The organism is Methylobacterium ajmalii, assembly GCF_016613415.1.
Taxonomy (GTDB): Bacteria; Pseudomonadota; Alphaproteobacteria; order Rhizobiales; family Beijerinckiaceae; genus Methylobacterium; species Methylobacterium ajmalii.
The window spans coordinates 47,352-67,804 of sequence record NZ_JACWCT010000142.1; the positions used below are offsets into that span (position 1 = coordinate 47,352).

The following is a 20,453-nucleotide window of genomic DNA, read 5'->3' on the forward strand; positions in this document are numbered from 1 at the left end:
CGCCATGATCAGTCGCATCCTCGACTTCTCGGTCCACCAGCGCTGGCTCGTGGTGCTGCTGTCGCTGCTCGCCGCCGGCTTCGGTGTGTTCTCGCTGACCAAGCTGCCCATCGACGCGGTGCCGGACATCACCAACAACCAGGTGCAGATCAACACGGTCGCGCCCTCCTACTCACCCGTCGACATCGAGAAGCAGGTCACCTACCCGGTCGAGACCGCGCTCGCTGGCATCAAGGGGCTCGAATACACCCGCTCGCTGTCGCGCAACGGCTTCTCGCAGGTCACCGCCGTCTTCAACGAGAAGCTCGACATCTACTTCGCCCGGCAGCAGGTCGCCGAGCGCCTCAACCAGGTCAAGAGTGACCTGCCGCCCGGGGCCGAGCCGCAGATGGGCCCGGTCTCGACTGGCCTGGGCGAGATCTACATGTGGACAGTGAACTACAAGAAAGCCGGCGAGAAAGCGCCCGTCCTCGACGGTAAGCCGGGCTGGCAATCCGACGGCAGCTACCTGACCCCGGAGGGGCAGCGCCTCACGACCGAGCTGGAGAGATCAGCTTATCTCCGCACGATCCAGGACTGGATCATCCGCCTTCAGATCAAGACCGTCCCGGGCGTGGCCGGCGTCGACGGCATCGGCGGCTACGAGAAGCAGTACCACGTCCAGCCCGATCCCGCGAAGCTGACCGCCCTCGACCTCTCGTTCGGCGACGTCGCCCGGGCGCTCCAGGCCAACAACGCCAACCAGGGTGCGCGCTACCTGGAGGACAACGGCGAGGGCTATGTCGTGCGCGCGGCCGGACGCCTGGAGAGCATGGACGAGATCGCCAACGTCGTCGTCACCACCCGCGGCGGCGTTCCGGTGCGCATCCGCGACATCGCCGAGGTGCGGATCGGACGTGACCTGCGCACCGGCTCGGGCAGCGAGAACGGCCGGGAAGTCGTCGTCGGCACGGCCCTGATGCTGATCGGCGAGAACAGCCGCACGGTGGCGGCGGCCGTCGACGCCAAGATGAACGAGATCCGCAAGTCGCTGCCGCCCGGGATCGAGGTGCAGACGGTCCTCAACCGGACGCTGCTGGTCGAGGCCACCATCAAGACGGTGGCCCGGAACCTCGCCGAGGGCGCGACGCTCGTCATCGTCATCCTGTTCCTGCTGCTCGGCAATATCCGAGCCGCCATCATCACGGCGCTGGTCATCCCGGTCGCCATGCTGATGACCATGACCGGCATGGTCGAGGCGAAGATCTCGGCCAACCTGATGAGCCTGGGCGCCCTCGACTTCGGCCTCATCGTCGACGGCGCCGTGATCATCGCCGAGAACTCGCTCCGGCACTTGGCGGAGAAGCAGCACGAACTTGGGCGCAAGCTGGAGCTCGAGGAGCGGCTCGCCACGGTGCGGGCCTCGGCCGAGGAGATGATCAAGCCGTCGCTGTTCGGGCAGGCCATCATCATCCTCGTCTACGTGCCGCTCCTCACCTTCACGGGCGTCGAGGGCAAGATGTTCGAGCCGATGGCGCTGACCGTCATCATCGCGCTGGTCGCGGCCTTCGTTCTCTCGCTCACCTTCGTGCCGGCCATGATCGCCATCGTGATCACCGGCAAGGTCACCGAGACGGACAACCTCATCATCCGGGGGTTCAAGGCGGCGTATCGCCCGGCCCTGGCCGGGGCTGTGCGGGCCCCGATGGCGTTCATCCTAGGCTCGCTCCTGCTGCTCGCCGGGGCCGGCGTGTTGTTCACCCGGCTCGGCGCGGAGTTCATCCCGACGCTCGACGAGAAGAGCATCGCCATGAACGCGCTGCGCATCCCCTCGACCTCGCTGTCCCAGTCCCAGGCCATGCAGCTCAAGATCGAGCAGGCGGTCTCGAAGTTCCCGCAGGTGGCCTACGTTTTCTCGAAGACGGGTACGGCCGAGGTCGCCTCCGACCCGATGCCGCAGAACTCCTCGGACACCTTCGTGATCCTCAAACCCCAGGAGGAGTGGCCGGACCCAGAGTTGTCCAAGGCCGAGCTGCAGGAGCAGATTGAGAAAGCCGCCGGCGCCTTGGCCGGCAACGTGTTCGAGTTCTCGCAACCGATCCAGCTGCGCTTCAACGAGCTCCTGGCCGGTACCCGTGGCGACCTCGCCGTGAAGGTGTTCGGCGAGGAGTTCGAGCCGATGCTCAAGGTGGCCAACCAGATCGCGGCCATCCTGAAGGGGACGGCGGGCGCCGAGGACGTCAAGGTCGAGCAGACGCAGGGCCTGCCCTTCCTGGAGATCAGGATCAACAAGGCTGAGGCCGCGCGCTTAGGCCTCAGCACGGGGGCGATCCAGGAGGTGATCGGCGCGGCGATTGGCGGGCGGGAAGCCGGCGTGGTGTTCGAGGGCGACCGGCGCTTTCCCATCGTGGTGCGCCTGACCGACAAGGTCCGCGAGGATCGCGAGGCGCTGGAGAACCTGCCCGTCGCGCTCCCGCCCGGCCCGAACGGGCGGGCCGCCTCGGTGCTGCTGAAGCAGGTGGCGAGCTTTTCCGTCACGGAGGGGCCGAACCAGATCAGCCGCGAGAACGGCAAACGCCGCGTCGTCGTGACCGCCAACGTGCGCGGGCGCGATATCGGCTCGCTCGTGGCCGAGGCGCAGGCCAAGGTTGCGCAACAGGTGCAGCTGCCGGCCGGCTACTATGTTGCTTGGGGCGGGCAGTTCGAGAACCTCGCCTCGGCCCGGCAGCGCTTGATGATCGTGGTTCCGGTCTGCTTCTTCCTGATCTTCCTGTTGCTCTATTCGGCGCTTGGCTCACCGCGGGACGCGCTCCTGGTGTTCAGCGCGGTGCCCCTGGCGCTGACCGGCGGCATCGCGGCCTTGTGGCTGCGCGGCATGCCGTTCTCCGTCCCGGCCGCGGTGGGGTTCATCGCCCTGTCGGGCGTGGCGGTGCTCAACGGCCTCGTGATGCTGACCTTCATCAAGCAGCTCATCGCCGAGGGGCGGCCGAAGCGCGAGGCGATCCTGGAGGGCGCCATGACCCGATTGCGGCCCGTGGCGATGACCGCTCTGGTCGCCTCGCTCGGGTTCGTGCCGATGGCCTTGGCTACTGAGACGGGGGCTGAGGTGCAGCGGCCGCTCGCCACCGTGGTCATCGGCGGCCTGATCAGCGCGACCCTACTGACGCTTATCGTGCTGCCGGCGCTCTACGCGCGCTTCGGCGGCAAGGAGACCCCGAAATCCTCCGTGAAGGACGCGACCAGGGATCGCGCCTATCCGCCGCTCAGGCCGGCCGCGGAGTGAGGCGATCATGTCCCCTCAGAAGCCCCTACGTCTTGGGCGAAGTCACAGATCCGGTCCGGACCGTGCCGCATCAGAAGGCCGGGCGGGTTCGAGAGGGATCCGCCCCATCTTCGCGATGGCACTGCTCTCGCTGGGCAGCACGGCCTTGGCGCAGGCCGCGGAGGCTCCATTTGGGTTGTCCTGGGGGCCTGTGACGACGGTGCCGAAGCCGTCTATGGCGGATCGGGAGGCCAACATCACGGCCCTGTTCTACTTTCATGGGCAGCCGCCGGCTTCCGGGCCGGACACGCAGCAGGTCGTCCTTGAGATCTGCCGGGACGAAGGCCTGCAGCAGGTCATCTGGGTCAGCCGAGACTTCCCGGAAGCCGAACTCTCCGCACGCTACGAGCCCATCTACCAGGAAGGGGTCCGGCGCCACGGCGAACCCGTCAAGGATGGTAGACCGGAGACTGTGGTCTGGTCCGGCGGACACACGCTCCTGGCAGTTCGTTCCGTCGATGGCGGCCGCAAGCGGCTGATCATGATCGCCACCGGCGATCAGTACGAAAAATGCTCCGCGGCGCACGAAGCCGGCGCGGGCCATCCTGCCACCGTTCACACCTCCGCCTTGCACAAGGCGACGACCCCATGATGCCTATGCCGCCTCGCCGAACCGGTTCGCATGCCCCGAGTTCGCAGAGGGAGGACGATTGCCACCTCCAGAGCGCATTGCTCGTGCCAGACGGGCTGCCGGTGAGGCATCGGCCCGTTGCCATGGGATTAGCCGCGCTGACGGCGATCGGGGCAGCGGCCATCTGCGTTCGGGCCGAGACGCTGGAGAGCGCTCGTGCGGGTCTACAGTGTCAATCCGCAGGCCAATACGGGCTGCGCGGGTGTGCGGGCGACCGACGAGACCATGGCCTGGGTGCGGGCAGGCTACCGCCCGACCGTGGCCGTCCAGGCCGGCATAGGGGTTTCGTCGGCGGAAAGAACCTGGCCGGCAGGGGCTTGAAGCAGACCACACGTCCGAGTGGGGCGGCGCTCACCGTAAACCAAACCCTGTTCAACGATGTTCAGATCGGCAACAGCAGCCGGCGCGCGGAGTCAAACGTGCTCAGCCAGTGCGAGACCCTGCGCTTCACGGAGTTACCCCGCTGTTCAACGGGCACAGGCTTATTCGATCAGGTCAAGGATCTCTGGACGGCGTGCGACCGACGGATGGCTGCCGAGGAGCAGAGCAAGGTAATGCAGGCCAAGGTCGAGAGGCTGGTCTCGGACGCCGGCGTTGAAATTTGCTCCGATAGAGCGCCCTTCTCTGCCCGACGGGAATGCTGAAGGTGCAGGCTGGCAAGAGCACGACAGGCTTCTTGTATGCCAAGAGCCAAACCGATCTCATACACACTCAGGTGTCGGCCAGCCGGCAAGTCCGTGGCCAATGGCTCTCGGGGACTTTCCGCATGCTGGTCGATGCCTGTCTTCTGGATGACCCAAAATGGTATGTCCCACTTTCGGAGGCACTCGTACCAAGGCCCGGCGAATGCATTCTCGACTGTGGCCCTGGAAGCGCCTTGCGCGCATTGTATTATGCGGATCGCTTCCCAGACACCGAATTCACTGCGGTGGAGTTCAATCGGCGTCGGATCGCGAAAGCGTTCAAGCGCGCATCTAGCATGAACTTACCCAACTACAAAGCTATGACGTTCGAGGATGCGAGAAGAACGCCGTTCAGTGCAGGTCAGTTCGACAAGGCCATGTTGGTTCTCAATTTACATGGTCTTGAACCGGAGGACAAAATCAATAACTTGCGAGAGCTTCGTCGGATCGTTCGAAGGGGCGGCATCGTCTTAGCGGCGGACATCGACCGGCCGAAGGCCTCGCGAGAAGATGTGATCTTGCGAATCACCCAGCTGCTCTATGGTGCGGAGGCGACCAGATCCCATACGTCGGGGACATGGCCGAAGTTCCTGTCGGAGGCGGGCTTCACGGGCGTGCGCCGCGTATCGGAGCATCCCATCTGGATCGGCCGAATGGCCCTGGTCCGCAGCCGGAAGCAGTGAGATCATGCAGTCGAGCAGGTGAACGCTTCAAAAGGATACCGTGCGAGTTCAATCATGGCTGGAAGGTAGGCTCTGGTTTCGTCTGGTTGCCTCTCGCCGATGAGCCTGACTCGCATCACGCACTCGGCTGCTGCGTTCGTCGCGCAAGTTTATCCGCTGGTCATTCAGAAAGCGCTTGTCCAGATTTGTGGGAAAGATAAGAAAAGATCGTCAGGAGCCCTTCAGACTCAACATCAACATGCGGTCGAATGCCTTCGTGATCGCTATATTCAGGGAATGGTCTCGGCTGACCTCGCTGGCCTTGAGCATTTCCTGCTCGAGGCTGACGGAGCTTGAGGTCGAAAGCGCGTCCCAGGCATCGGAAGCCTTGATCTTCGTTGCGCTAAATGGTGGGTCTGCTGCGTTCAGGTGGCCGCTTGCTGTCGTCGACAGGCTAGCCGTAGCCGTGCGGGCCATGACTTCGGCGAAGGGCAGGACGTCACGCGCTTTGTAATCCGGTGTATTCGCGTTGGCGACATTGCCAGCAATCATGGACTGACGGACCGCAAGGTAGCGAGCCTGCTGCGACACAAGATCAAAGAGATAGACGCCTGTCACTTCAAACTCCAATCCGCATCTCCGGGACTTCAAGGCCTATGAGTGCAGCCTTGTCCGAAGCTGGCGAAGCTTGGTGCGAGTGGCAGCCCTGGTGGAGTTTGCCGATGCGCCTTGAAGGTAATTACCCACGGGGTATGTCCGGGCGCGAGTTGGCGCGTGCCGCTTCGCCTCGCATCGCGTGGACCTCACCCTCTTGCGCAGGTTGGATTTCGCTGATTCCTTCGTGGGATGGGCCGCAGCGATCTTGAGCGGTTGAGCCGCGAGGAACTGATCGAGCTGGTGCTGCGGCTGCAGCGACCGGAGAAGACCTCGCGCACCTCCTCGAAGCCGCCGGCGACCGATCACAAGGACCGGCGCGAGCAATCCAGGCCCGGTGGCGCCAAGCCTGGTCACGAGGGTCACAGCCGCGTCATGACCGACGATCCCGATGCGGTGGTCGATCATCGCCCCGACCGCTGCTCGTGCTGCGGTGGCGCTCTTCACAGGGAGCTGTCGGCCGAGGTCGTCAGCCTGTCTGAGCGGATCGAGCTGCCGGAGGTCGCACCGGTGGTGACGCAGCATCGGCGTCTTGCCGTGCACTGTCCGTCCTGCGGAGCACGGATGGTCGCGCCGGTGCCGGAGGCGGCGCGCGACACCCCGTTCGGGCCACGGCTGCATGCGGTGGCGACCTATCTCAAGACCTTCCAGGCGCTCTCCTACGAGCGGCTGCAGGCGGCGCTGTCCGACCTGTTCGGACTGAGGCTCAGCCAGGGCGGCCTGATGAACCTGCTCCGCCGTGCGCAGGGCCGCTTCCATTCCGGTCGCGAGGCCGCCGTCGCGATGCTGCGCCGTGCCGCCGTCGTTGCGTCGGACGAGACCGGCGTGGGCATCCAAGGCAGCAACGCCTACCACTGGGTCTTCCACTCGACTGACGCGGTGGTGCACACGGCCTCCCCGACGCGGGGCGCCGTCGTGGTGCGGGCGATGATGGATGGGCACCGGCCCTCGGTCTGGATCTCGGACCGCTACACCGCCCAGCAGGGCCATGCGGCCCAGCACCAGACCTGCCTCGCCCATCTCGCCCGCGACGTCGCCTACGTCGTCGAGACCAGCGACGACCCTGTGCCCTGGCGCCTGCAACTCTGGCTGCAATCCGTGTTCGCGCTGGCCGAGCGCGTCACCGACTTGGCCACTTCGACGCGGGCCGCCAAGCGCCGAACTTTGGAGCGGCAGCTCGGCGCCATCCTCGCCGAACCAAGCCGCTGCGACCTGACGCGCGGTCTGCAGGCCAAGATCGGCCGCGCCCGCGACCAACTTCTGGTCTTCCTCGCCCATCCCGGCCAGGTCGAGCCGACCAACAACGGCTCGGAACGGCTGCTGCGCCCGACCGTCGTCCAGCGGAAGATGACCAACGGCTACCGCGCCATGTGGGCCGCCGAGGGCGAAGCCGATATCCGAACCGTCGTCGATACCGCACGCCTCACAGGCGCCAGCCCCTTCGGCACCATCCTCAAGACCGTCGGCGCCTGAACACAGCCACTACGGGCGTGAGTAATTACTGCCGTGGAGAACCTGTCCCATAGCGCGTCCCTCCATGCGGCATCAGTTGTATCACCACACAGCGGGACCAAACATCTCTAGTGAGCCGTTGCGATGCCATCGCCTCGACGGCCGATCGTTCGTGGGAAGGTCTTGACGTAGATATTACGGTTGAGGCGCTACGGTATGCCGGGGCGCTCGAGCGGGGCTGGGCAAAAACCTGGGCCGGGGCGGGGCGCTTCGGTTGACGTTCGATGAACGCCACTTCAAGATCATGAGATGAACCGAACGAGTATTCCGATCCTGAGCGTCACGTCGGCGATTGGCATTCTGTTATCAAGTCCTGCTACGGCCGATACCGTCAAGATCGTTGGCCTTGGCGCCTCGACCTGCGCCCACTTCAATCAGGAGATAGGAGAAAATCCTGCGCTTCAGCGTGATTACTTCGCATGGGCACAGGGCTTCATGAGCGGAGCGCTTATCCGGGCTCCTCAGGGCGTGGACGAGGGACTTGATCTCACGCCTCCATCCTTTCCGCTGCAGGAGCAAGTAGATTTCCTGCGAGCCTTCTGCGCCAAAAATCAGGACCAGGACTACATGGACGCGGCGCGCGCTTTATATCGCCGCCTCCGTGGTCCAAAAACTTAGTTTCAGCTCGCAGGTATTGGATATTTTGATGCACCGGTACCAAGCTTGTTTTTACATCGCGTACGCGGCGCGGGCAATATCTGCCGACTTCCCGATCAGCCGTCCTCAGTGACGCTCTTCATGGTGCGTGCTACGTTCGTGACCTTCACGACGCTCCTCGTGGCGCCCTTCCCGGCGCTCTTGGTGGCCGCCATCGCGGTGCTCCTCCACGACGTGGGGCCCGTGTGAGCCTCCCGGCACCTGCACCCCGCCTGGATTGACGTCAATGTGCTGAGCCATGGCTGCCGCCGGTGCGAGCGTAAGCGCTGCGGTCAACAGCAAAACCGTAGGCATTTTCATTGTCATCACGACCTCCCTTAGTCTTAGCCGCGAGCACTAACGCTCAAGTTCGAATTGGGATCCCGATCCTCACTGACGCCGAGCGGATATCCCGATACACTCTGGATTACGGCGAGGACCTAGCAGGCGCCTCCGTGACGTCGGCAGTCGCGACGATGCTGGGCGGCCGTGCCACGTTTTCACCGGACGCTCCCCGCTCTGCCTTGTTCCGGGGCGCTCTCATCAACACCGGCTCGGTCGCGCCGACCGTGGCGCGCATGGTCCGCTTGGGAGCGAAGCAGGGTCAGTGGCCCTGTCCTCCGTAACCGCCATGGCCGCCGGAGGAGCGTCTGTGACCTCCTCCATACCCAAAGCCGCGACCAGAACCTCCATGGCGGCCGTAAGAGCGTCCATGGCCCCCGGAATAGCCGGGCCGACCGAAGCCGCCGTGGCGGCTGTAGGATCCGCCGTGCCCACGGGATTGGCCATAGCCATGACCCTGAGCGGCGGCCGGGTCCGACAGCGACACGAAGCCGATACCGACCGCCAAGGCGAACAGACCGGCGGTCAGGGCCGCTCCGAAGCGAGGCGCATCTGTCATGTGCATTGTCTCCTGATGAACGGCACGGGCATCGTGTCGTCGTGTCCTCAGGCTAGGCGTGCGCCTTTGAACTGCACCTGAACGGAATGTGCGACCGCCGGACAGCTCGCGCTTGCGGCCACACCGGACGCACAGCCGCAACATGCCCGCCCAACGGATGCCACTTGCCGGCGTTAGCTCCGCGCAACACGGCAGGAGCCACGCATGACGGCCGACGACCTCGACAAACGGGCTGAGCTGACGATCTGGCTTGGAGCAGGGACGGCACAGACCCGACAGGGCCGGGCGTTCGCAACCTTGCGCGAGGCGCTCTCCGCGGCTGTGGACGCGCTGCACGACTCGGAGGCGAGGCCCTGGATCGTGACCGAAGAGGGCGACATCCTCTCGCCCCACTGGATCCGGGCGAACCGCGATGTGGCGCGCCGCCATTGAGGCGAACACCGCGTGGACCGTGCTCAACGGTCGGAACGCTGATGCAAGGGAGGACGCTGGACGTCATGGCCGAGATTGTCAGGTTGCCCGGCCGGTCCACACGCGACACCGGGGCCCTCCAGGACCCGCCAGCCGCCACCCGGCGGCCCCGCAGGTGATGGGTGCGCTGGGCTTGCGCCTCGTCGGTGCGATGACGCTTGCCGGCCTGACCTCGGCCTGCCTCGTCGGACCGGACTATGCGCGTCCCTCGGCCGAGACCCCGCTGGCTTTCAAGGAAGCCTCCGGCTCCCCTGAGCCAGGTTGGCGGGCGGCCAGGCCGAGCGACGCGGTCCCGCGCGGCGACTGGTGGTCGGTCTTCCGCGATCCGGTCCTCGACGGCCTGATCCGCGCCATCGACGTCGACAACCAGACCCTGCGCCAAGCAATCTCTCGGTACGAGCAGGCCAGAGCCGTGGTCCGGCAGGCGCGCGCCCAGCTCTTCCCGACCATGATCGGTGCACCCAGCATCCGGCAATCCGGGAGTGGCAACGAGGCAGAGACCACCCTGACCCTGCAAGGCTCGGCCAGTTGGGAGCTCGACCTGTTCGGCCGCATTCGCCGCCAGATCGAGAGCGGCACGGCCTCCGCTCAGGCCAGCGCTGCCGGCCTCGCGCTCGTGCGCCTCACGAGCCAAGCGGAACTCGCCACGAACTATTTCCAGCTGCGCTATCAGGAGTCGCTCCGGCGGCTCCTGAACGACACCGTCGCGGGCTACAAGCGCAGCCTAGCGATCACCCAGAACCAGTACGCGGCCGGTGTCGCCGCCCGCTCGGACGTGATCACCGCGCAGACCCAGCTCCAGACAACCGAGGCCTTGAGCATCGCGGTTGAGCTGGACCAGGCGACCTTCGCGCATGCCATCGCGGTCCTGAGCGGCCGGCCTCCCTCGGAGATCACGATCCCACGCGGGCAACTCGCCGCACGGCCGCCCAGCATACCCGTGAGCGTGCCCTCGACGCTGCTGGAGCGGCGCCCGGATGTGGCCCAAGCCGAGCGCTTGGTGCAGGCGCAGAGCGAGCAGATCGGCGTCGCTGTGGCGGCCTTCTACCCGAGCGTGAGCCTGTCGGGTTCAGGGGGCCTCTCCGGCGATCCGACCGCTGCGCTGTTTGCGGCCGAGAACCAGTTCTGGTCGGTGACCGGGGCCGCAACGGAGGTCTTGTTCGACGGCGGCGCCCGCTCGGCCGCCCAGCAGGCGGCGCGGGCCGCCTATGAGGCGGCCGTCGCGATGTACCGGCAGACGGTGCTGACGGCGTTCCGTGAGGTTGAGGACGGCTTGGCAGGAGTGCGCATTCTGGCACGGCAGCAGGTGGTGCGGCAGGCTGCCGTGGCGTCCGCCAGCCGCGCCGTGGAGATCGCGCTCAACGAGTACCGGGCGGGCACACAAAACTACACCACGGTGGTGACCGCGCAGGCGCTGGAGTTGAGCAACCGCGTCGCAGCACTGCAGGTCCAGGCCAGCCGCTTCACCACGGCCATTGCGCTGATCCGGGCCTTAGGGGGTGGCTGGGACACGCGCAGTCTGCCGACGCGGCAGGAGGTCATCGCGGCTCGCCTGCCAGTCGACAGCGGGCAACCCCTGCGCGTAGACGAGTGAGCCCTCGGCCATTTGTGCATCGCGTTCTTGGGCGGCAAATCTTGACCGTAAGGCAGGAGATCAGGTGGTGCGCCCGAGGCGATGAGCTTCAAGATACTGGTGCGGGACGGCAGACCAGCGACTGGCGTAGCGTCATCAAAGTGGGGCTATGCATGAGGATCTGCCCTGCGCCGGCGGCGTGTGTCCCAAGAATGATCGTCCCCATGCAGCCCTTGCAGCGTCCCCTCGTCCTATGGCTGGCCCTGGCTATGGCTACCCAGGCGGCATGGGCCCAAACGCCTCCCGAGGAGGCGGCACGGATCGCGTTCGAACCGAACTTCCGTGGCCGACCCGGGGGTGCCGGCAACGATCCCCAGACCTCGGTGGCGCAGCCCGACTTCTCGGCCAGGCCTTCCGCTAACCTGAACACCTCGATCCAGGATCCGCTGGAGCCGTACGGCGATCCATTTGGTGCCCGCAGCTTCCTGAGGACGAGGGGTATCGCGTATAGCCTCACCTATGTCGGCGAGAGCTTCGGCAACGTCACCGGCGGCGCACGGCGCGGCGGCATCGCCGCGGGCCGTCTCGACTTCCAGTTCGATGCCGACCTGGACACCCTGATGGGTTGGCACGGCGCGGCTTTCCACACCAACCTCTACCAGATTCACGGCACCGGCCTGTCACGCTATTTCGTCAACAACTTCATGTCGGTCAGCGCGATCGAGGCGCTACCATCCTCGCGCCTCTACGAACTCTGGGTCGAGCAGAGGTTTTTCGACGGCCAACTCGGGATCAGGGTCGGCCAACTCGCGACCGACACGGAGTTCGCGGTCAGCCAAACCGGAACCCTGTTCCTCAATTCGACCTTCGGCTGGCCCAACATCATGGCCTCCGTCATTCCGAGCGGCGGACCGATCTATCCGCTTGCCGTTCCGGCCGTGCGGGCGAAGTACGTGCCGAACCGGAATTTCTCGCTGCAAGCCGGCATCTACGATGGTGACCCGGCGGGACCGCTGCGCCCCGACAACCGCCCCGATCCGCAGCGGCGCAACCGCACCGGCACGAATTTCCGCACGAACGACCCTGCCCTGGTGATCGCGGAGGCCGCGTATGCCTACGGCCTCGAGGCCGACGACAACGTCGAGCCGGGCACCGTGACGCTCGGCGGCTGGCATCATTTCGGTCGCTTCGGCAGCCCACGCTTCGATCGGAGCGGAGGCTCGCTTGCGAACCCATCCAGCAGCGGCCTTGCGCGCCGCTTCCGGGGCAATAGTGGCATCTACGGCATCGTCGATCAGACCATCTACCGGGAGCCCGACGACCCGAACGATGGCGCCAGCGTGTTCGTGCGCCTGTCCGGTTCGCCCTCGGGTCGCAATCTGCTCGACCTCTACCTCGATGCCGGGATCGGCTATAAGGGTCTGCTGCCCGGCCGTTCGGACGATACGATCGGCATAGCTTTTGCTGTCGAGCGCATCTCGAAGAGCGCTCGAGGATTTGATCGCGACACCCTTCTGTTCGGTGGCGCGCCTAGCCCGAGGCGCAGCAGCGAGGCCTTGCTGGAGGTCAGCTACCAAGCCATCCTCGGGCCCGGCGTTACCGTGCAGCCGGACTTCCAGTACGTGTTCCGGCCAAGTGGCGGCATCGCTAATCCGCGCGACCCGTACGGGCGGCGGATCCGGAATGCGGCCGTGTTTGGCCTGCGCGCGACAATCCGCTACTGAACGGCACTTGCGATGCCGATTCGTCGTGCGCGCATGATGTCGTCGGCGAGTCCAGGCAGCCCAGGGTGTCAACACGAGGGATCTCACGATCGTGTCGCACCAGCCATTGGTGGCGGACAGCTCGGCGTCCGGGTTGTCGGAGTGTAAGTCTTCGATGGCCGTCAGCGCGGTTGCCTTGGCGACATCGGCCGCTTGTCTCAGGACGAGCAGGACCTCATCCTCGGGGATCCCTTGGCTGACACTTCGTTCTTCACCTCCTGCGCGTAGAAGCGAAGGTCTCCCCGCTTGCCGGCCGTCTCGGCCAGGAAGGAGGGATCGCGCGCGGCGCAGACATTTCCCTCCATCAGCATGAGACCGGCCGGCGCGAGCAATCGCGTCAGCATGCCGAGATCTAAAGATGCTGCCAGGTTGTTCGTGGGCACGGCGGTCAGGCCAGCGAGAGCCACGGCGGCAACGATGTGCTTTGAGAGCTTGCAGCGCATCAGCATTATCCTGAACATTTTTGCCTCAAGACCCAAAGCCGGAATCAGTGAGACCGACTCTGCGCCATTGGTCTTGTGCTCAGCGCCACATGCGCGACCGCTATGCCGTCAGTTTGTCCGACATCGTTGTACGTCACGAATCGCCAAGCTGCGACTCACTCTCCCGCCAGCACTTGCCCGAGCTGAAGTTTGAGTGTCGCTCAAGCCACGACCATTTGCGCCCGATGATAGTTCAACGATACTCGATCAGAAGCCAAGCATCGGCACAATGCCCCACTCCTACCCCTGGGAACCTTGCTGCGCCACCGCCGTTAATTCACGACTGCCCAGGCCTGCTCAAGAGGGGTGCGGCGAGCTACCATCCGGCAGATGACCTATGTCCCTGGGTGATGCTCAATGAGGAAAATGTGCCATGCACGTCAGGTTCAGAGTGGCCCGTATCACCGGTTACGCCGCGCTTGCGTTGCTGACCGGTAGCTTTGTGGGATCTATCCCGGCAGCTGCGCAGCACCATGGCGGTCATGGCGGGTTCGGTGGTCATGGCGGGTTCGGTGGTCACGGCGGGTTCGGTGGTCACGGCGGGTTCGGTGGTCACGGCGGGTTCGGTGGTCATGGGCTGCGCCATGGCTACTACGGTGGGCACGGGGGCTATGGAGGCCATTATGGCTACCGTCGCCACGGCCACTTCGGTTACGGTGCAGCGGGTCTGCTCGGTGGTTTTGCGCTCGGAGCTTTGGCCGCGAGCCCGGCCTACTACGGATACGGCTACCCTGCGGCTTACGGGTATGGTTATCCGGCCTATTACGGCGGTGACTGTCACCTCGTGCGGCGGCGCTTCATCGGAGCTTATGGCGGAACCTACATCCGCCGGGTTCGCGTCTGCGACTAGACCTCGGCAGAGCCTCAGCGTACGGTCAAGCGAACTTGATCAAATTATGATGCTGGAAAGCACGCGGACGCGTCGAACCGCGGCCAGCACAGCCAGTCGATCGAGCCGTCGCGCGCCACGAGCGCGGCCGCCTCGCAGCCGCCGATCAGGGCATAGTCCTCGATCCGGGAAGGCATGGCCGTGGCCTGCGATAGGCACTCAGGTCTTCCGGACCTTTTCCTCTTCCTGCAGGACCTCGTTCTCGACCTGCACGGTGACGTGGCGCGTGTCGAACTCGGCCGCCATGACCTGCTGCACCGCCTTGAGGATGCGCGCGGCCTCGGCCATGTCGGTCACGACGACATGCGCGCTCATGGCGTCGATGCCAGAGCTGATCGAGCGCACGTGCAGGTCGTGGACGGAGCGCACGCCCGGGATCGCCAGCAACTGGCGCTCGACGATGCGCGTGATCAATGACGCGACTTGCGAGCCCTTGACGCCGTGCGCAGCCTCGTAGGCATCCAGCGGTTGAGCCCGCGCGCCCTGTGCCTGCGCTCCAGGTGCGGCCAGAGCGAGCATGAGGAGGCCGGCAACGGGGGCGTGGTGGTAGGCATTCGGCATCTGCGATCTCACGGACGAACCTTCCTCAGCAGCGTTCGGGTTGGCGGGTGCGATCCACGCCATGGTACGCCTGCAACCGCCTTCCTTACCAGCCCGGCTTGTCGCAGTGTCGCCGGCCGTGCTCGCGCTCGGAACTGCCCCCGACACCGGATCCAAGTCTGAACGCACAGCAGAGCGTAGAGTGCCGCCAAGCCGGATTTGCGTCCAACGTTGCACGGGAGAGCCGCCGTCGCGAACCGTCCAATCACTCCTGCGTTAAGGCCGCACAGCTTTGCGGCTGCCCACCAAGCTACAGGAGACGCCATGTCCCGGATCGCCCTTTCCCTCGCTCCGCTCCTCTTCCTTTCCGGATTTGCTGCGGCCCAGACGAGCCCGCCTACCCAGGCGCCGGCCCCTGCGGCTGCCCCTCCGGGTGCTGCGCAACCTGCCCACGGCACGACCGGTCACAAGGAGCGTGAGCACGAAGGTTTGCAGACCGCCAAGGTCTCGCTCGCCCAGGCGCTCGACACGGCCGAGAGCAAGGGACCTGGTCGCGCGATCGAGGCGGACTTCGAGAGCGGGAACGGCAAACCGTACTTTGAAATCAAGGTGCTCGGCAGCGATGGTAAGCTCACCGACCACCACATCGACGCGACCACGGGGCAGGTGACCAAGAGCGACAACCACCCGATCGAGAGCTACTTCATCCGCCTGAAGCCGTCCGACGTGCAGAACGCCCCCACGAGCCTGAAGCAGGCGGTCGCGACCGCCGAGCAGAAGGCAGGCGGCAAGGCGGCCGAGGCCGAGGTCGAGCGTGAGGCCAGCAGCGTGCAGTACAAGATCACGGTGATGACCGGCAGCCAGTCGCAGAAGATCAGGGTCGGGGCGGACGGAAAGATCATGCCGAGCAAGTAGGTCGGCAGGGCTGGGCGGAGTTGTCGGCTCCGCCCGGACCGCTCCGATCAGCGGGCCGTAGACGGGACGCGGCTCTCGTCTGCCGATGGCTCCAGGTCGGTTCGTGTGCCATCCGAGAGATCCTCAGACGGCTGACCGGTGAGAGCGCTGCGCACCAAGGCCACAAGGCGGCGTCCGTTGATCAGGAACAGAAGGCCGGCTAGGCCGAGATAGACCCAGGCGAGCCAGGTCAGCGTCGCGATCGTGCGCGCCTCGTCGTTGCGGTAGACGAAGGCGAGCCCGACCTGCACGGCAAACAGCCCGGCCAGAGCCAGCGCGGACCAGAGGCCGAGGCGCAGGCGCAGCAGGAGCGCGATGCCGAGCAGCGACTGGGCCGCTGTCAGGAAGAACTCCTCGCCCTGGCGCGCATCGAGCGGCAGGGGGCTCATCGCGCCCGCGCCGACGCTCAGGGCGAGCGGCAGCATGCCGACGAGCAGCGTCCACTGGTTGATCTTGTCGCTGATCATGGCGATCAGCCCGTCGCCGGCGCGGTTGGCCAGCACGAACAGCACCGCCACCGAGATGGCCGGCGCCTCGCTGGCCAGGGGCGCCAGCCACTGGATCAGCAGAAACTCGTTGAGCCCGATCGCCCGGCCGGTGCCCACCATGGCCTCGGCGAAGGGTTCGGCCGAGGCGAGGATGACGCCGCAGGCCACGGCCACCAGAGCCCCGATCGCGGCCCATTGCTGGCCGGGAGACAAGGCGTTTAGAGCGGCAGCTGGCCCCGGCTCCTCCGCCTCGTCCGGATTGTCGCTCTTCTGAAGGTTGCGCACGCGCCAGACGTAGGCCGCAAAGATGGCCGCGAGCACGGCGAAATCCACGACGGAAATGCTGCGCTTGAACAGGATCACGAAGGCGTAGAGGCTGGCAAGCAGCAGGAAGCCCATCTCGACGGCATTGACAGGGGCAAGATCGACCGCGCGGTGCCGGTCCTTCGTCCAATGCAGGAACACCATCAGGGGCCAGGCCAAGCCGACGAGCAACCGGTTGGCGCCGGTCATGTTGGCGGCGGCGTAATGAACGTATTGCGACCCCGGACCCTCGAGCCCGGCCTTGTAGGCTTAATAGAGATCGACCGCGTATTCCGGCAGCACGGTCACCAGGGCGACCACGGCCAGGATCAGGCCTTGCGCGATATGCTGCTCGGCCGTCTCCGCTCCCCAAGACAGCAGGAAGCCCGCCGCCAGAATGGCGCTGCCGAAGGCGGCGGCATCGAGGACCGGGCTGGGCCGCCAGCCCGTCGCGCGCAGCAGGAGGGCCGGGAGGGTGGCCATGACCGCGACGGCAACCAGGATCAGAAAGCGTTTCACGCGAACTCCTCTACGTCATGTCACGGCCTGCCTGTTCGCGTTCCGCTGAAGCGAGCGTCGCGCGATCACGCCGGCAAAGGACTGTTTCTGCCGCGCCTCAGCCCCGAACGCCGCTCCGGCGTCCGAAGGTGGCGACACGATAGAGGTAGAGCACGAGCGCCAGGACCAGCACGCCGTTGCCGATCGGCTCGATGAGGCGGCCCACGCTGCGGTAGTTCTCGCCAAGCCCGTAGCCGGCCGCCGTCAGCAGCCCGGTCCAGACGATCGTGCCGAGAGCCGAGTAGGCCAGAAAGGGCGTGAGCGGCATACCGGCCACCCCGGCCGGCACCGAGATCAGGCTGCGCACGCCCGGGACGACGCGACCGACTAGGACGGTGACGCCGCCGCGCCGGGCGAACCAGGCGCCGGCCCGATCGACCTCCGCCGGGCTCAGGGTGAGCCAGCGCCCGTGCCGGGCCGCGAAGCGCCGCAAGCGCTCGCGTCCGAGCCAGCGCCCCACGCCGTACCAGACCAGCGCGCCGGAGAGCGATCCGGCCGTGCCGGCGAGGAACACGCCGACGAGGCTGAGCTGGCCGCGCGCCGCGGCAAAGCCTGCCAGCGGCATGATCACCTCAGAGGGGATCGGCGGGAAGATGTTGTCGATCAGCATCAGCAGGAAGACGCCGAGATAGCCGGTCCGCTCGATCGCGGCTACGATCCAGTCGACCAGCGCAACCTCCTCGCAAGCGGCACCTGCAGAAGCCTTGCCGCCGCAGGTCGGATCGGGAACGCACTAAGTGGGGGGCGGGTTCATACGCAGACACCAAAGCGCTGCCCGCGCCCTGTTGCAGCGCGACGATGCAGCGGGCCGCCATCCCGGGGACCAAACGCGCCGATGCATCATCCGCCCCATACGGCATCGGTCCCGCTCACGGGCGGGGCGAAGCTGCTGCAGTCCGGCCTGACCTGCTGGCGCGTCGAGCCTGCGGCGCGCTTTGCCCCAATCGTGGATGCCGCCGCCTACTTCGCGCATCTGCGCAGCGCCCTCCTGCGCGCCCGCCACGCGGTTTTGTTCATCGGCTGGGAGTTCGACACCCGCATCAAGCTCGACCCCGACCACCCGCTGCCGGGCCTGCCGGAGGAACTCGGCCCGTTCCTGTCCGAACTCGGCCGGCGCCGGCCGGAGCTGAGCATCCGCGTGCTGCAGTGGAATTTAGGGGTCCTCGGCACGCTGGCGCGCGGCACGACGCCGCTCTACCTTCTGAACTCGATGCGGGCCCGCGGCTTCCAGTTCCGGCTCGACAGTGCCCACCCGCCCGGAGCCTCGCATCACCAGAAGATCGTGGTGATCGACGACGCGCTCGCTTTCTGCGGCGGCATCGACATGACGGACGACCGCTGGGACACCCGCGACCATGCCGACCAGGACACGCGCCGGGTGCGCCCGTCGGGACGCGCCTACGCGCCGTTCCACGACGCCACCGTCGCGGTCGACGGCGCGGCCGCGTCAGCCCTCGGTGACCTTGCGCGCGAGCGCTGGCACTATGCTACCGGCGAGCGGATCGCGCCGCCCGGTCCATCTACGCAAGACCCCTGGCCCGACGGGCTGAGGCCGCTTCTGCGCGACGTGCAGGTGGGGATCGCCCGGACCGCGCCGCCCTTTCACGGCCGCCCCAACGTGCACGAGATCGAGCAACTCTACCTCGCCGCCATCGCAGCCGCGCGACACACGATCTATATTGAGAGTCAGTACTTCGCCGCACGCTGCATCGCCGAGGCCATGGCATCCCGTCTGAGGGAGCCGGACGGGCCCGAGATCGTCGTGATCAATCCCGAGCGTGCCATGGGCTGGCTCGAGGAAGCGGCCATGGGACGGGGACGCGGCCGTGTTCTGGCGCGTATCCGCGGCGCGGACCGCTTCGGACGCTTCCGCATCTATCGTCCGGTGACCGCAGCCGGGCAGCCGATCTACGTGCATGCCAAGGTGCTGATCGTCGACGACTGCCTGCTGAAGATCGGCTCGTCCAACCTGAACAACCGCTCGATGGGCCTCGATACGGAATGCGATCTGGCCGTCGAAGCCGTGCCTGGCCATGCGACCGATCGAGCCGTCGCGGCAGAGATCCTCGGCTTGCGCGATGCGCTTCTCGGCGAGCACCTCGGTGTTCCACCGGACGACATCGCCCGCACCCTGGCGCGCTCGGGTTCGCTGATTGCGGCGATCGAGGCGCTACGCTGCGACACCGGGCGTACACTGGTTCCCCTGGACGCATCAGCCGCAGGAGCCGTGCAGCCGTTGAGCGAGGGCGAGCTTCTGGACCCCGAGCAGCCCGAGCCGGTCTGGAGAGCCGTGCTGCACGCGCTCGCCGATCGGCGCCGCGCGCATCCGCTGCGCCGCGGAGCCGAACGAACGGGCGTCTCAAGCGAATGACGCTCCTCAGATCTTCAGCAGGTCGACGGTGCGCCTGTTGAGGTCGTCGAGCGTCGCGATCACCTTCAGATTGGATTCGTAGGCGCCCATCGCCGCGCGCAACCCGGCCATCTCGGTGGCAGGATTGACGTTGGGCAGCTTCAGAATGCCCTGCGCGTCGGCAGCGGGGTGCCCGGGGCTGGAGATTGAGCGGAACGGGCTGGTGTCGCGCACGACGCGACCGGTCGGCTCGGCATCGGCCCCGACCGGCTCGAACACCGCGATCTTGCGCCGGTAGGGGTCGCCGCCGGGCGTGCTCGCGGTGCTGTTTGCGTTGGCGAGGTTCTCGGTCATGACGCGCAGGCGGCCCTGCTGCACCCGCAGGCCTGCCGCCGCAATGGCGGATCCAGAGACGCCCTCGCTCCCGGCCATCTGTTCTCTCCCCTGATCCGGCGAGCGGACGATCGATGCCGGCGCGACTCGCAAAATCCTGAAGGAAGGGTTAGGGATTGCGGTTAATGGCCGGTTAATCACGGCGCGTTGGTTCAGTGGATGGCGTCGCGACCGCGCTCTGCAGGGCTGCACGTGGCGAAGCGTCAAACCGCCCGCGATCGGCCCTGGTATCCAAGGCCTGCTTTGCCTATGAGCCTCGGCATGCCAAATCCGACTGCTGTTGCCCTCGACAATCTGTCTCACATCATCCAAGTCGCCTTGACCCCGATCTTTCTACTCTCGGCCCTGGCGACCTTGCTCAACGTTTTCGCAACGCGCCACGGCCGGATCGGGGACCAAGTCCGTGACCTCTCCCAGGATCTTAAGAAGGGGCCTTCCCGCGAGACCAAAAGGCTGGCGCGTCAGCTGTCGCAATTGCAGCGGAGATCCCTCCTGCTCGACGGAGCTGTGTGCCTTGAACCGCTCCGGGTTTTTCGGAGGCTGGTTGGCTTGGTTCAGGCGGCTAAGGCTTGGTCGCCGACGTGGGTATGATAGCGCGCGTCGGCCTCGGCGGGAGGGACGTTGCCGATTGGCGCGAGGAGGCGACGGTGGTTGTACCAATCGACCCACTCCAGGGTGGCGTACTCGACCGCCTCGAAGGAACGCCACG

The 20,453-nt window shown here is 66.1% G+C and carries 19 protein-coding genes and 3 pseudogenes; 13 read left to right on the forward strand and 9 right to left on the reverse strand.

Annotated elements, in window-relative coordinates:
- Window positions 1-4 precede the first annotated feature (4 nt).
- The 4 genes from HPY23_RS26145 (at window position 5) to HPY23_RS26160 (ending at window position 5,298) form a co-directional block, all read left to right on the forward strand.
- Window positions 5-3,262: an efflux RND transporter permease subunit gene (locus tag HPY23_RS26145; RefSeq protein WP_048447851.1), complete on the forward strand. Its 3,258-nt coding sequence runs from the start codon at window positions 5-7 to the stop codon at window positions 3,260-3,262.
- A 214-nt stretch (window positions 3,263-3,476) separates the two neighbouring features.
- On the forward strand, window positions 3,477-3,893 hold the full coding sequence (locus HPY23_RS26150; RefSeq protein ID WP_236012818.1) for a threonyl-trna synthetase: 417 nt from the start codon (window positions 3,477-3,479) through the stop codon (window positions 3,891-3,893).
- Window positions 3,894-4,249: 356 nt separating this feature from the next.
- The gene (locus HPY23_RS26155) at window positions 4,250-4,576 is read left to right on the forward strand and encodes a hypothetical protein (RefSeq protein WP_135419748.1); all 327 of its coding nucleotides are present in this window, start codon (window positions 4,250-4,252) and stop codon (window positions 4,574-4,576) included.
- Window positions 4,570-5,298, forward strand: coding sequence for a class I SAM-dependent methyltransferase (locus HPY23_RS26160; RefSeq protein WP_091889745.1), 729 nt, complete (start codon window positions 4,570-4,572; stop codon window positions 5,296-5,298). Before HPY23_RS26155 ends, HPY23_RS26160 begins: the two co-directional genes overlap by 7 nt.
- A gap of 210 nt (window positions 5,299-5,508) precedes the next feature.
- On the opposite strand, the gene flgB is transcribed toward HPY23_RS26160, so the two are convergent.
- A complete protein-coding gene (gene flgB, locus HPY23_RS26165; RefSeq protein ID WP_210329328.1) occupies window positions 5,509-5,907 on the reverse strand; it encodes a flagellar basal body rod protein FlgB in 399 nt (132 codons plus the stop codon).
- A gap of 216 nt (window positions 5,908-6,123) precedes the next feature.
- Here flgB and tnpC point away from each other — a divergent pair, with 216 nt between their 5' ends.
- The 5 genes from tnpC to HPY23_RS26190 all read left to right on the forward strand — a co-directional run bounded on the left by tnpC (window position 6,124) and on the right by HPY23_RS26190 (window position 12,748).
- Window positions 6,124-7,404, forward strand: coding sequence for an IS66 family transposase (tnpC, locus tag HPY23_RS26170; protein WP_048447848.1), 1,281 nt, complete (start codon window positions 6,124-6,126; stop codon window positions 7,402-7,404).
- Window positions 7,405-7,692: 288 nt separating this feature from the next.
- Complete coding sequence (locus HPY23_RS26175) at window positions 7,693-8,061, forward strand: hypothetical protein (protein ID WP_083469526.1); 369 nt, start codon at window positions 7,693-7,695, stop codon at window positions 8,059-8,061.
- Window positions 8,062-9,184: 1,123 nt separating this feature from the next.
- Window positions 9,185-9,412, forward strand: a complete 228-nt coding sequence (locus HPY23_RS26180) for a hypothetical protein (protein ID WP_048447847.1) — start codon at window positions 9,185-9,187, stop codon at window positions 9,410-9,412.
- 157 nt (window positions 9,413-9,569) lie between these two features.
- Window positions 9,570-11,045: an efflux transporter outer membrane subunit gene (locus HPY23_RS26185; protein ID WP_048447846.1), complete on the forward strand. Its 1,476-nt coding sequence runs from the start codon at window positions 9,570-9,572 to the stop codon at window positions 11,043-11,045.
- A gap of 203 nt (window positions 11,046-11,248) precedes the next feature.
- On the forward strand, window positions 11,249-12,748 hold the full coding sequence (locus HPY23_RS26190) for a carbohydrate porin (protein WP_091891686.1): 1,500 nt from the start codon (window positions 11,249-11,251) through the stop codon (window positions 12,746-12,748).
- A 197-nt stretch (window positions 12,749-12,945) separates the two neighbouring features.
- Here HPY23_RS26190 and HPY23_RS26195 read toward each other — a convergent pair whose 3' ends face one another.
- Window positions 12,946-13,230 carry a hypothetical protein gene (locus tag HPY23_RS26195; RefSeq protein ID WP_135419744.1) on the reverse strand — a complete coding sequence of 95 codons (285 nt, stop codon included), beginning with the start codon at window positions 13,228-13,230 and terminating at the stop codon, window positions 12,946-12,948.
- Window positions 13,231-13,642: 412 nt separating this feature from the next.
- On the opposite strand from HPY23_RS26195, the gene HPY23_RS26200 reads away from it, so the two are divergent.
- Window positions 13,643-14,119, forward strand: a complete 477-nt coding sequence (locus HPY23_RS26200; RefSeq protein ID WP_083469524.1) for a hypothetical protein — start codon at window positions 13,643-13,645, stop codon at window positions 14,117-14,119.
- Between the two features lie 50 nt (window positions 14,120-14,169).
- On the opposite strand, the pseudogene HPY23_RS33270 reads toward HPY23_RS26200, so the two are convergent.
- Both HPY23_RS33270 and HPY23_RS26205 read right to left on the reverse strand, forming a co-directional pair.
- A pseudogene (locus HPY23_RS33270) lies at window positions 14,170-14,295 on the reverse strand (trehalase-like domain-containing protein); the annotation flags it as partial.
- 22 nt (window positions 14,296-14,317) lie between these two features.
- The gene (locus tag HPY23_RS26205; RefSeq protein WP_048447844.1) at window positions 14,318-14,719 is read right to left on the reverse strand and encodes a cation transporter dimerization domain-containing protein; all 402 of its coding nucleotides are present in this window, start codon (window positions 14,717-14,719) and stop codon (window positions 14,318-14,320) included.
- Window positions 14,720-15,022: 303 nt separating this feature from the next.
- Between HPY23_RS26205 and HPY23_RS26210 the strand changes: the two genes are divergently transcribed.
- Entirely contained in the window at window positions 15,023-15,613 is a 591-nt protein-coding gene (locus HPY23_RS26210; RefSeq protein ID WP_091891677.1) for a PepSY domain-containing protein, read from the forward strand.
- 47 nt (window positions 15,614-15,660) lie between these two features.
- Here the strand turns inward: HPY23_RS26210 and HPY23_RS26215 are convergent.
- The 3 genes and pseudogenes from HPY23_RS26215 to HPY23_RS26220 form a co-directional block, all read right to left on the reverse strand.
- Window positions 15,661-16,662 (reverse strand): annotated as a pseudogene (locus HPY23_RS26215) (sodium:proton exchanger); the annotation flags it as partial.
- Window positions 16,663-16,713: 51 nt separating this feature from the next.
- Window positions 16,714-16,962 carry a hypothetical protein gene (locus HPY23_RS33275; RefSeq protein ID WP_236012820.1) on the reverse strand — a complete coding sequence of 83 codons (249 nt, stop codon included), beginning with the start codon at window positions 16,960-16,962 and terminating at the stop codon, window positions 16,714-16,716.
- A 97-nt stretch (window positions 16,963-17,059) separates the two neighbouring features.
- Window positions 17,060-17,611, reverse strand: coding sequence for a DedA family protein (locus tag HPY23_RS26220; RefSeq protein ID WP_091891680.1), 552 nt, complete (start codon window positions 17,609-17,611; stop codon window positions 17,060-17,062).
- Between the two features lie 225 nt (window positions 17,612-17,836).
- Between HPY23_RS26220 and HPY23_RS26225 the strand changes: the two genes are divergently transcribed.
- Window positions 17,837-19,372: a phospholipase D-like domain-containing protein gene (locus HPY23_RS26225; RefSeq protein ID WP_048444050.1), complete on the forward strand. Its 1,536-nt coding sequence runs from the start codon at window positions 17,837-17,839 to the stop codon at window positions 19,370-19,372.
- Between the two features lie 6 nt (window positions 19,373-19,378).
- On the opposite strand, the gene HPY23_RS26230 is transcribed toward HPY23_RS26225, so the two are convergent.
- Complete coding sequence (locus HPY23_RS26230) at window positions 19,379-19,783, reverse strand: flagellar basal body rod C-terminal domain-containing protein (protein ID WP_048444049.1); 405 nt, start codon at window positions 19,781-19,783, stop codon at window positions 19,379-19,381.
- A gap of 222 nt (window positions 19,784-20,005) precedes the next feature.
- On the opposite strand from HPY23_RS26230, the gene HPY23_RS26235 reads away from it, so the two are divergent.
- On the forward strand, window positions 20,006-20,335 hold the full coding sequence (locus HPY23_RS26235; protein WP_091891689.1) for a DUF2721 domain-containing protein: 330 nt from the start codon (window positions 20,006-20,008) through the stop codon (window positions 20,333-20,335).
- Here the strand turns inward: HPY23_RS26235 and HPY23_RS26240 are convergent.
- Window positions 20,299-20,453: pseudogene (locus HPY23_RS26240) on the reverse strand (IS3 family transposase); the annotation flags it as partial. The gene HPY23_RS26235 and the pseudogene HPY23_RS26240 sit on opposite strands and share 37 nt — an antisense overlap.

What these genes read in the sequence shown, in the direction of transcription:
- HPY23_RS26145 (WP_048447851.1), top strand. Translation starts at nt 5, where the DNA reads ATGATCAGTCGCATCCTCGACTTCTCGGTCCACCAGCGCTGGCTCGTG.
- HPY23_RS26200 (WP_083469524.1), top strand. Translation starts at nt 13,643, where the DNA reads ATGCACGTCAGGTTCAGAGTGGCCCGTATCACCGGTTACGCCGCGCTT.
- HPY23_RS26225 (WP_048444050.1), top strand. Translation starts at nt 17,837, where the DNA reads ATGCATCATCCGCCCCATACGGCATCGGTCCCGCTCACGGGCGGGGCG.
- HPY23_RS26160 (WP_091889745.1), top strand. Translation starts at nt 4,570, where the DNA reads ATGCTGAAGGTGCAGGCTGGCAAGAGCACGACAGGCTTCTTGTATGCC.
- HPY23_RS26195 (WP_135419744.1), bottom strand. Translation starts at nt 13,230, where the DNA reads ATGCGCTGCAAGCTCTCAAAGCACATCGTTGCCGCCGTGGCTCTCGCT.
- HPY23_RS26180 (WP_048447847.1), top strand. Translation starts at nt 9,185, where the DNA reads ATGACGGCCGACGACCTCGACAAACGGGCTGAGCTGACGATCTGGCTT.
- HPY23_RS26220 (WP_091891680.1), bottom strand. Translation starts at nt 17,611, where the DNA reads ATGCTGATCGACAACATCTTCCCGCCGATCCCCTCTGAGGTGATCATG.
- HPY23_RS26230 (WP_048444049.1), bottom strand. Translation starts at nt 19,783, where the DNA reads ATGGCCGGGAGCGAGGGCGTCTCTGGATCCGCCATTGCGGCGGCAGGC.
- HPY23_RS26175 (WP_083469526.1), top strand. Translation starts at nt 7,693, where the DNA reads ATGAACCGAACGAGTATTCCGATCCTGAGCGTCACGTCGGCGATTGGC.
- HPY23_RS26210 (WP_091891677.1), top strand. Translation starts at nt 15,023, where the DNA reads ATGTCCCGGATCGCCCTTTCCCTCGCTCCGCTCCTCTTCCTTTCCGGA.
- HPY23_RS26150 (WP_236012818.1), top strand. Translation starts at nt 3,477, where the DNA reads ATGGCGGATCGGGAGGCCAACATCACGGCCCTGTTCTACTTTCATGGG.
- HPY23_RS26190 (WP_091891686.1), top strand. Translation starts at nt 11,249, where the DNA reads ATGCAGCCCTTGCAGCGTCCCCTCGTCCTATGGCTGGCCCTGGCTATG.
- HPY23_RS26185 (WP_048447846.1), top strand. Translation starts at nt 9,570, where the DNA reads ATGGGTGCGCTGGGCTTGCGCCTCGTCGGTGCGATGACGCTTGCCGGC.
- HPY23_RS26205 (WP_048447844.1), bottom strand. Translation starts at nt 14,719, where the DNA reads ATGCCGAATGCCTACCACCACGCCCCCGTTGCCGGCCTCCTCATGCTC.
- tnpC (WP_048447848.1), top strand. Translation starts at nt 6,124, where the DNA reads ATGGGCCGCAGCGATCTTGAGCGGTTGAGCCGCGAGGAACTGATCGAG.
- HPY23_RS26235 (WP_091891689.1), top strand. Translation starts at nt 20,006, where the DNA reads ATGCCAAATCCGACTGCTGTTGCCCTCGACAATCTGTCTCACATCATC.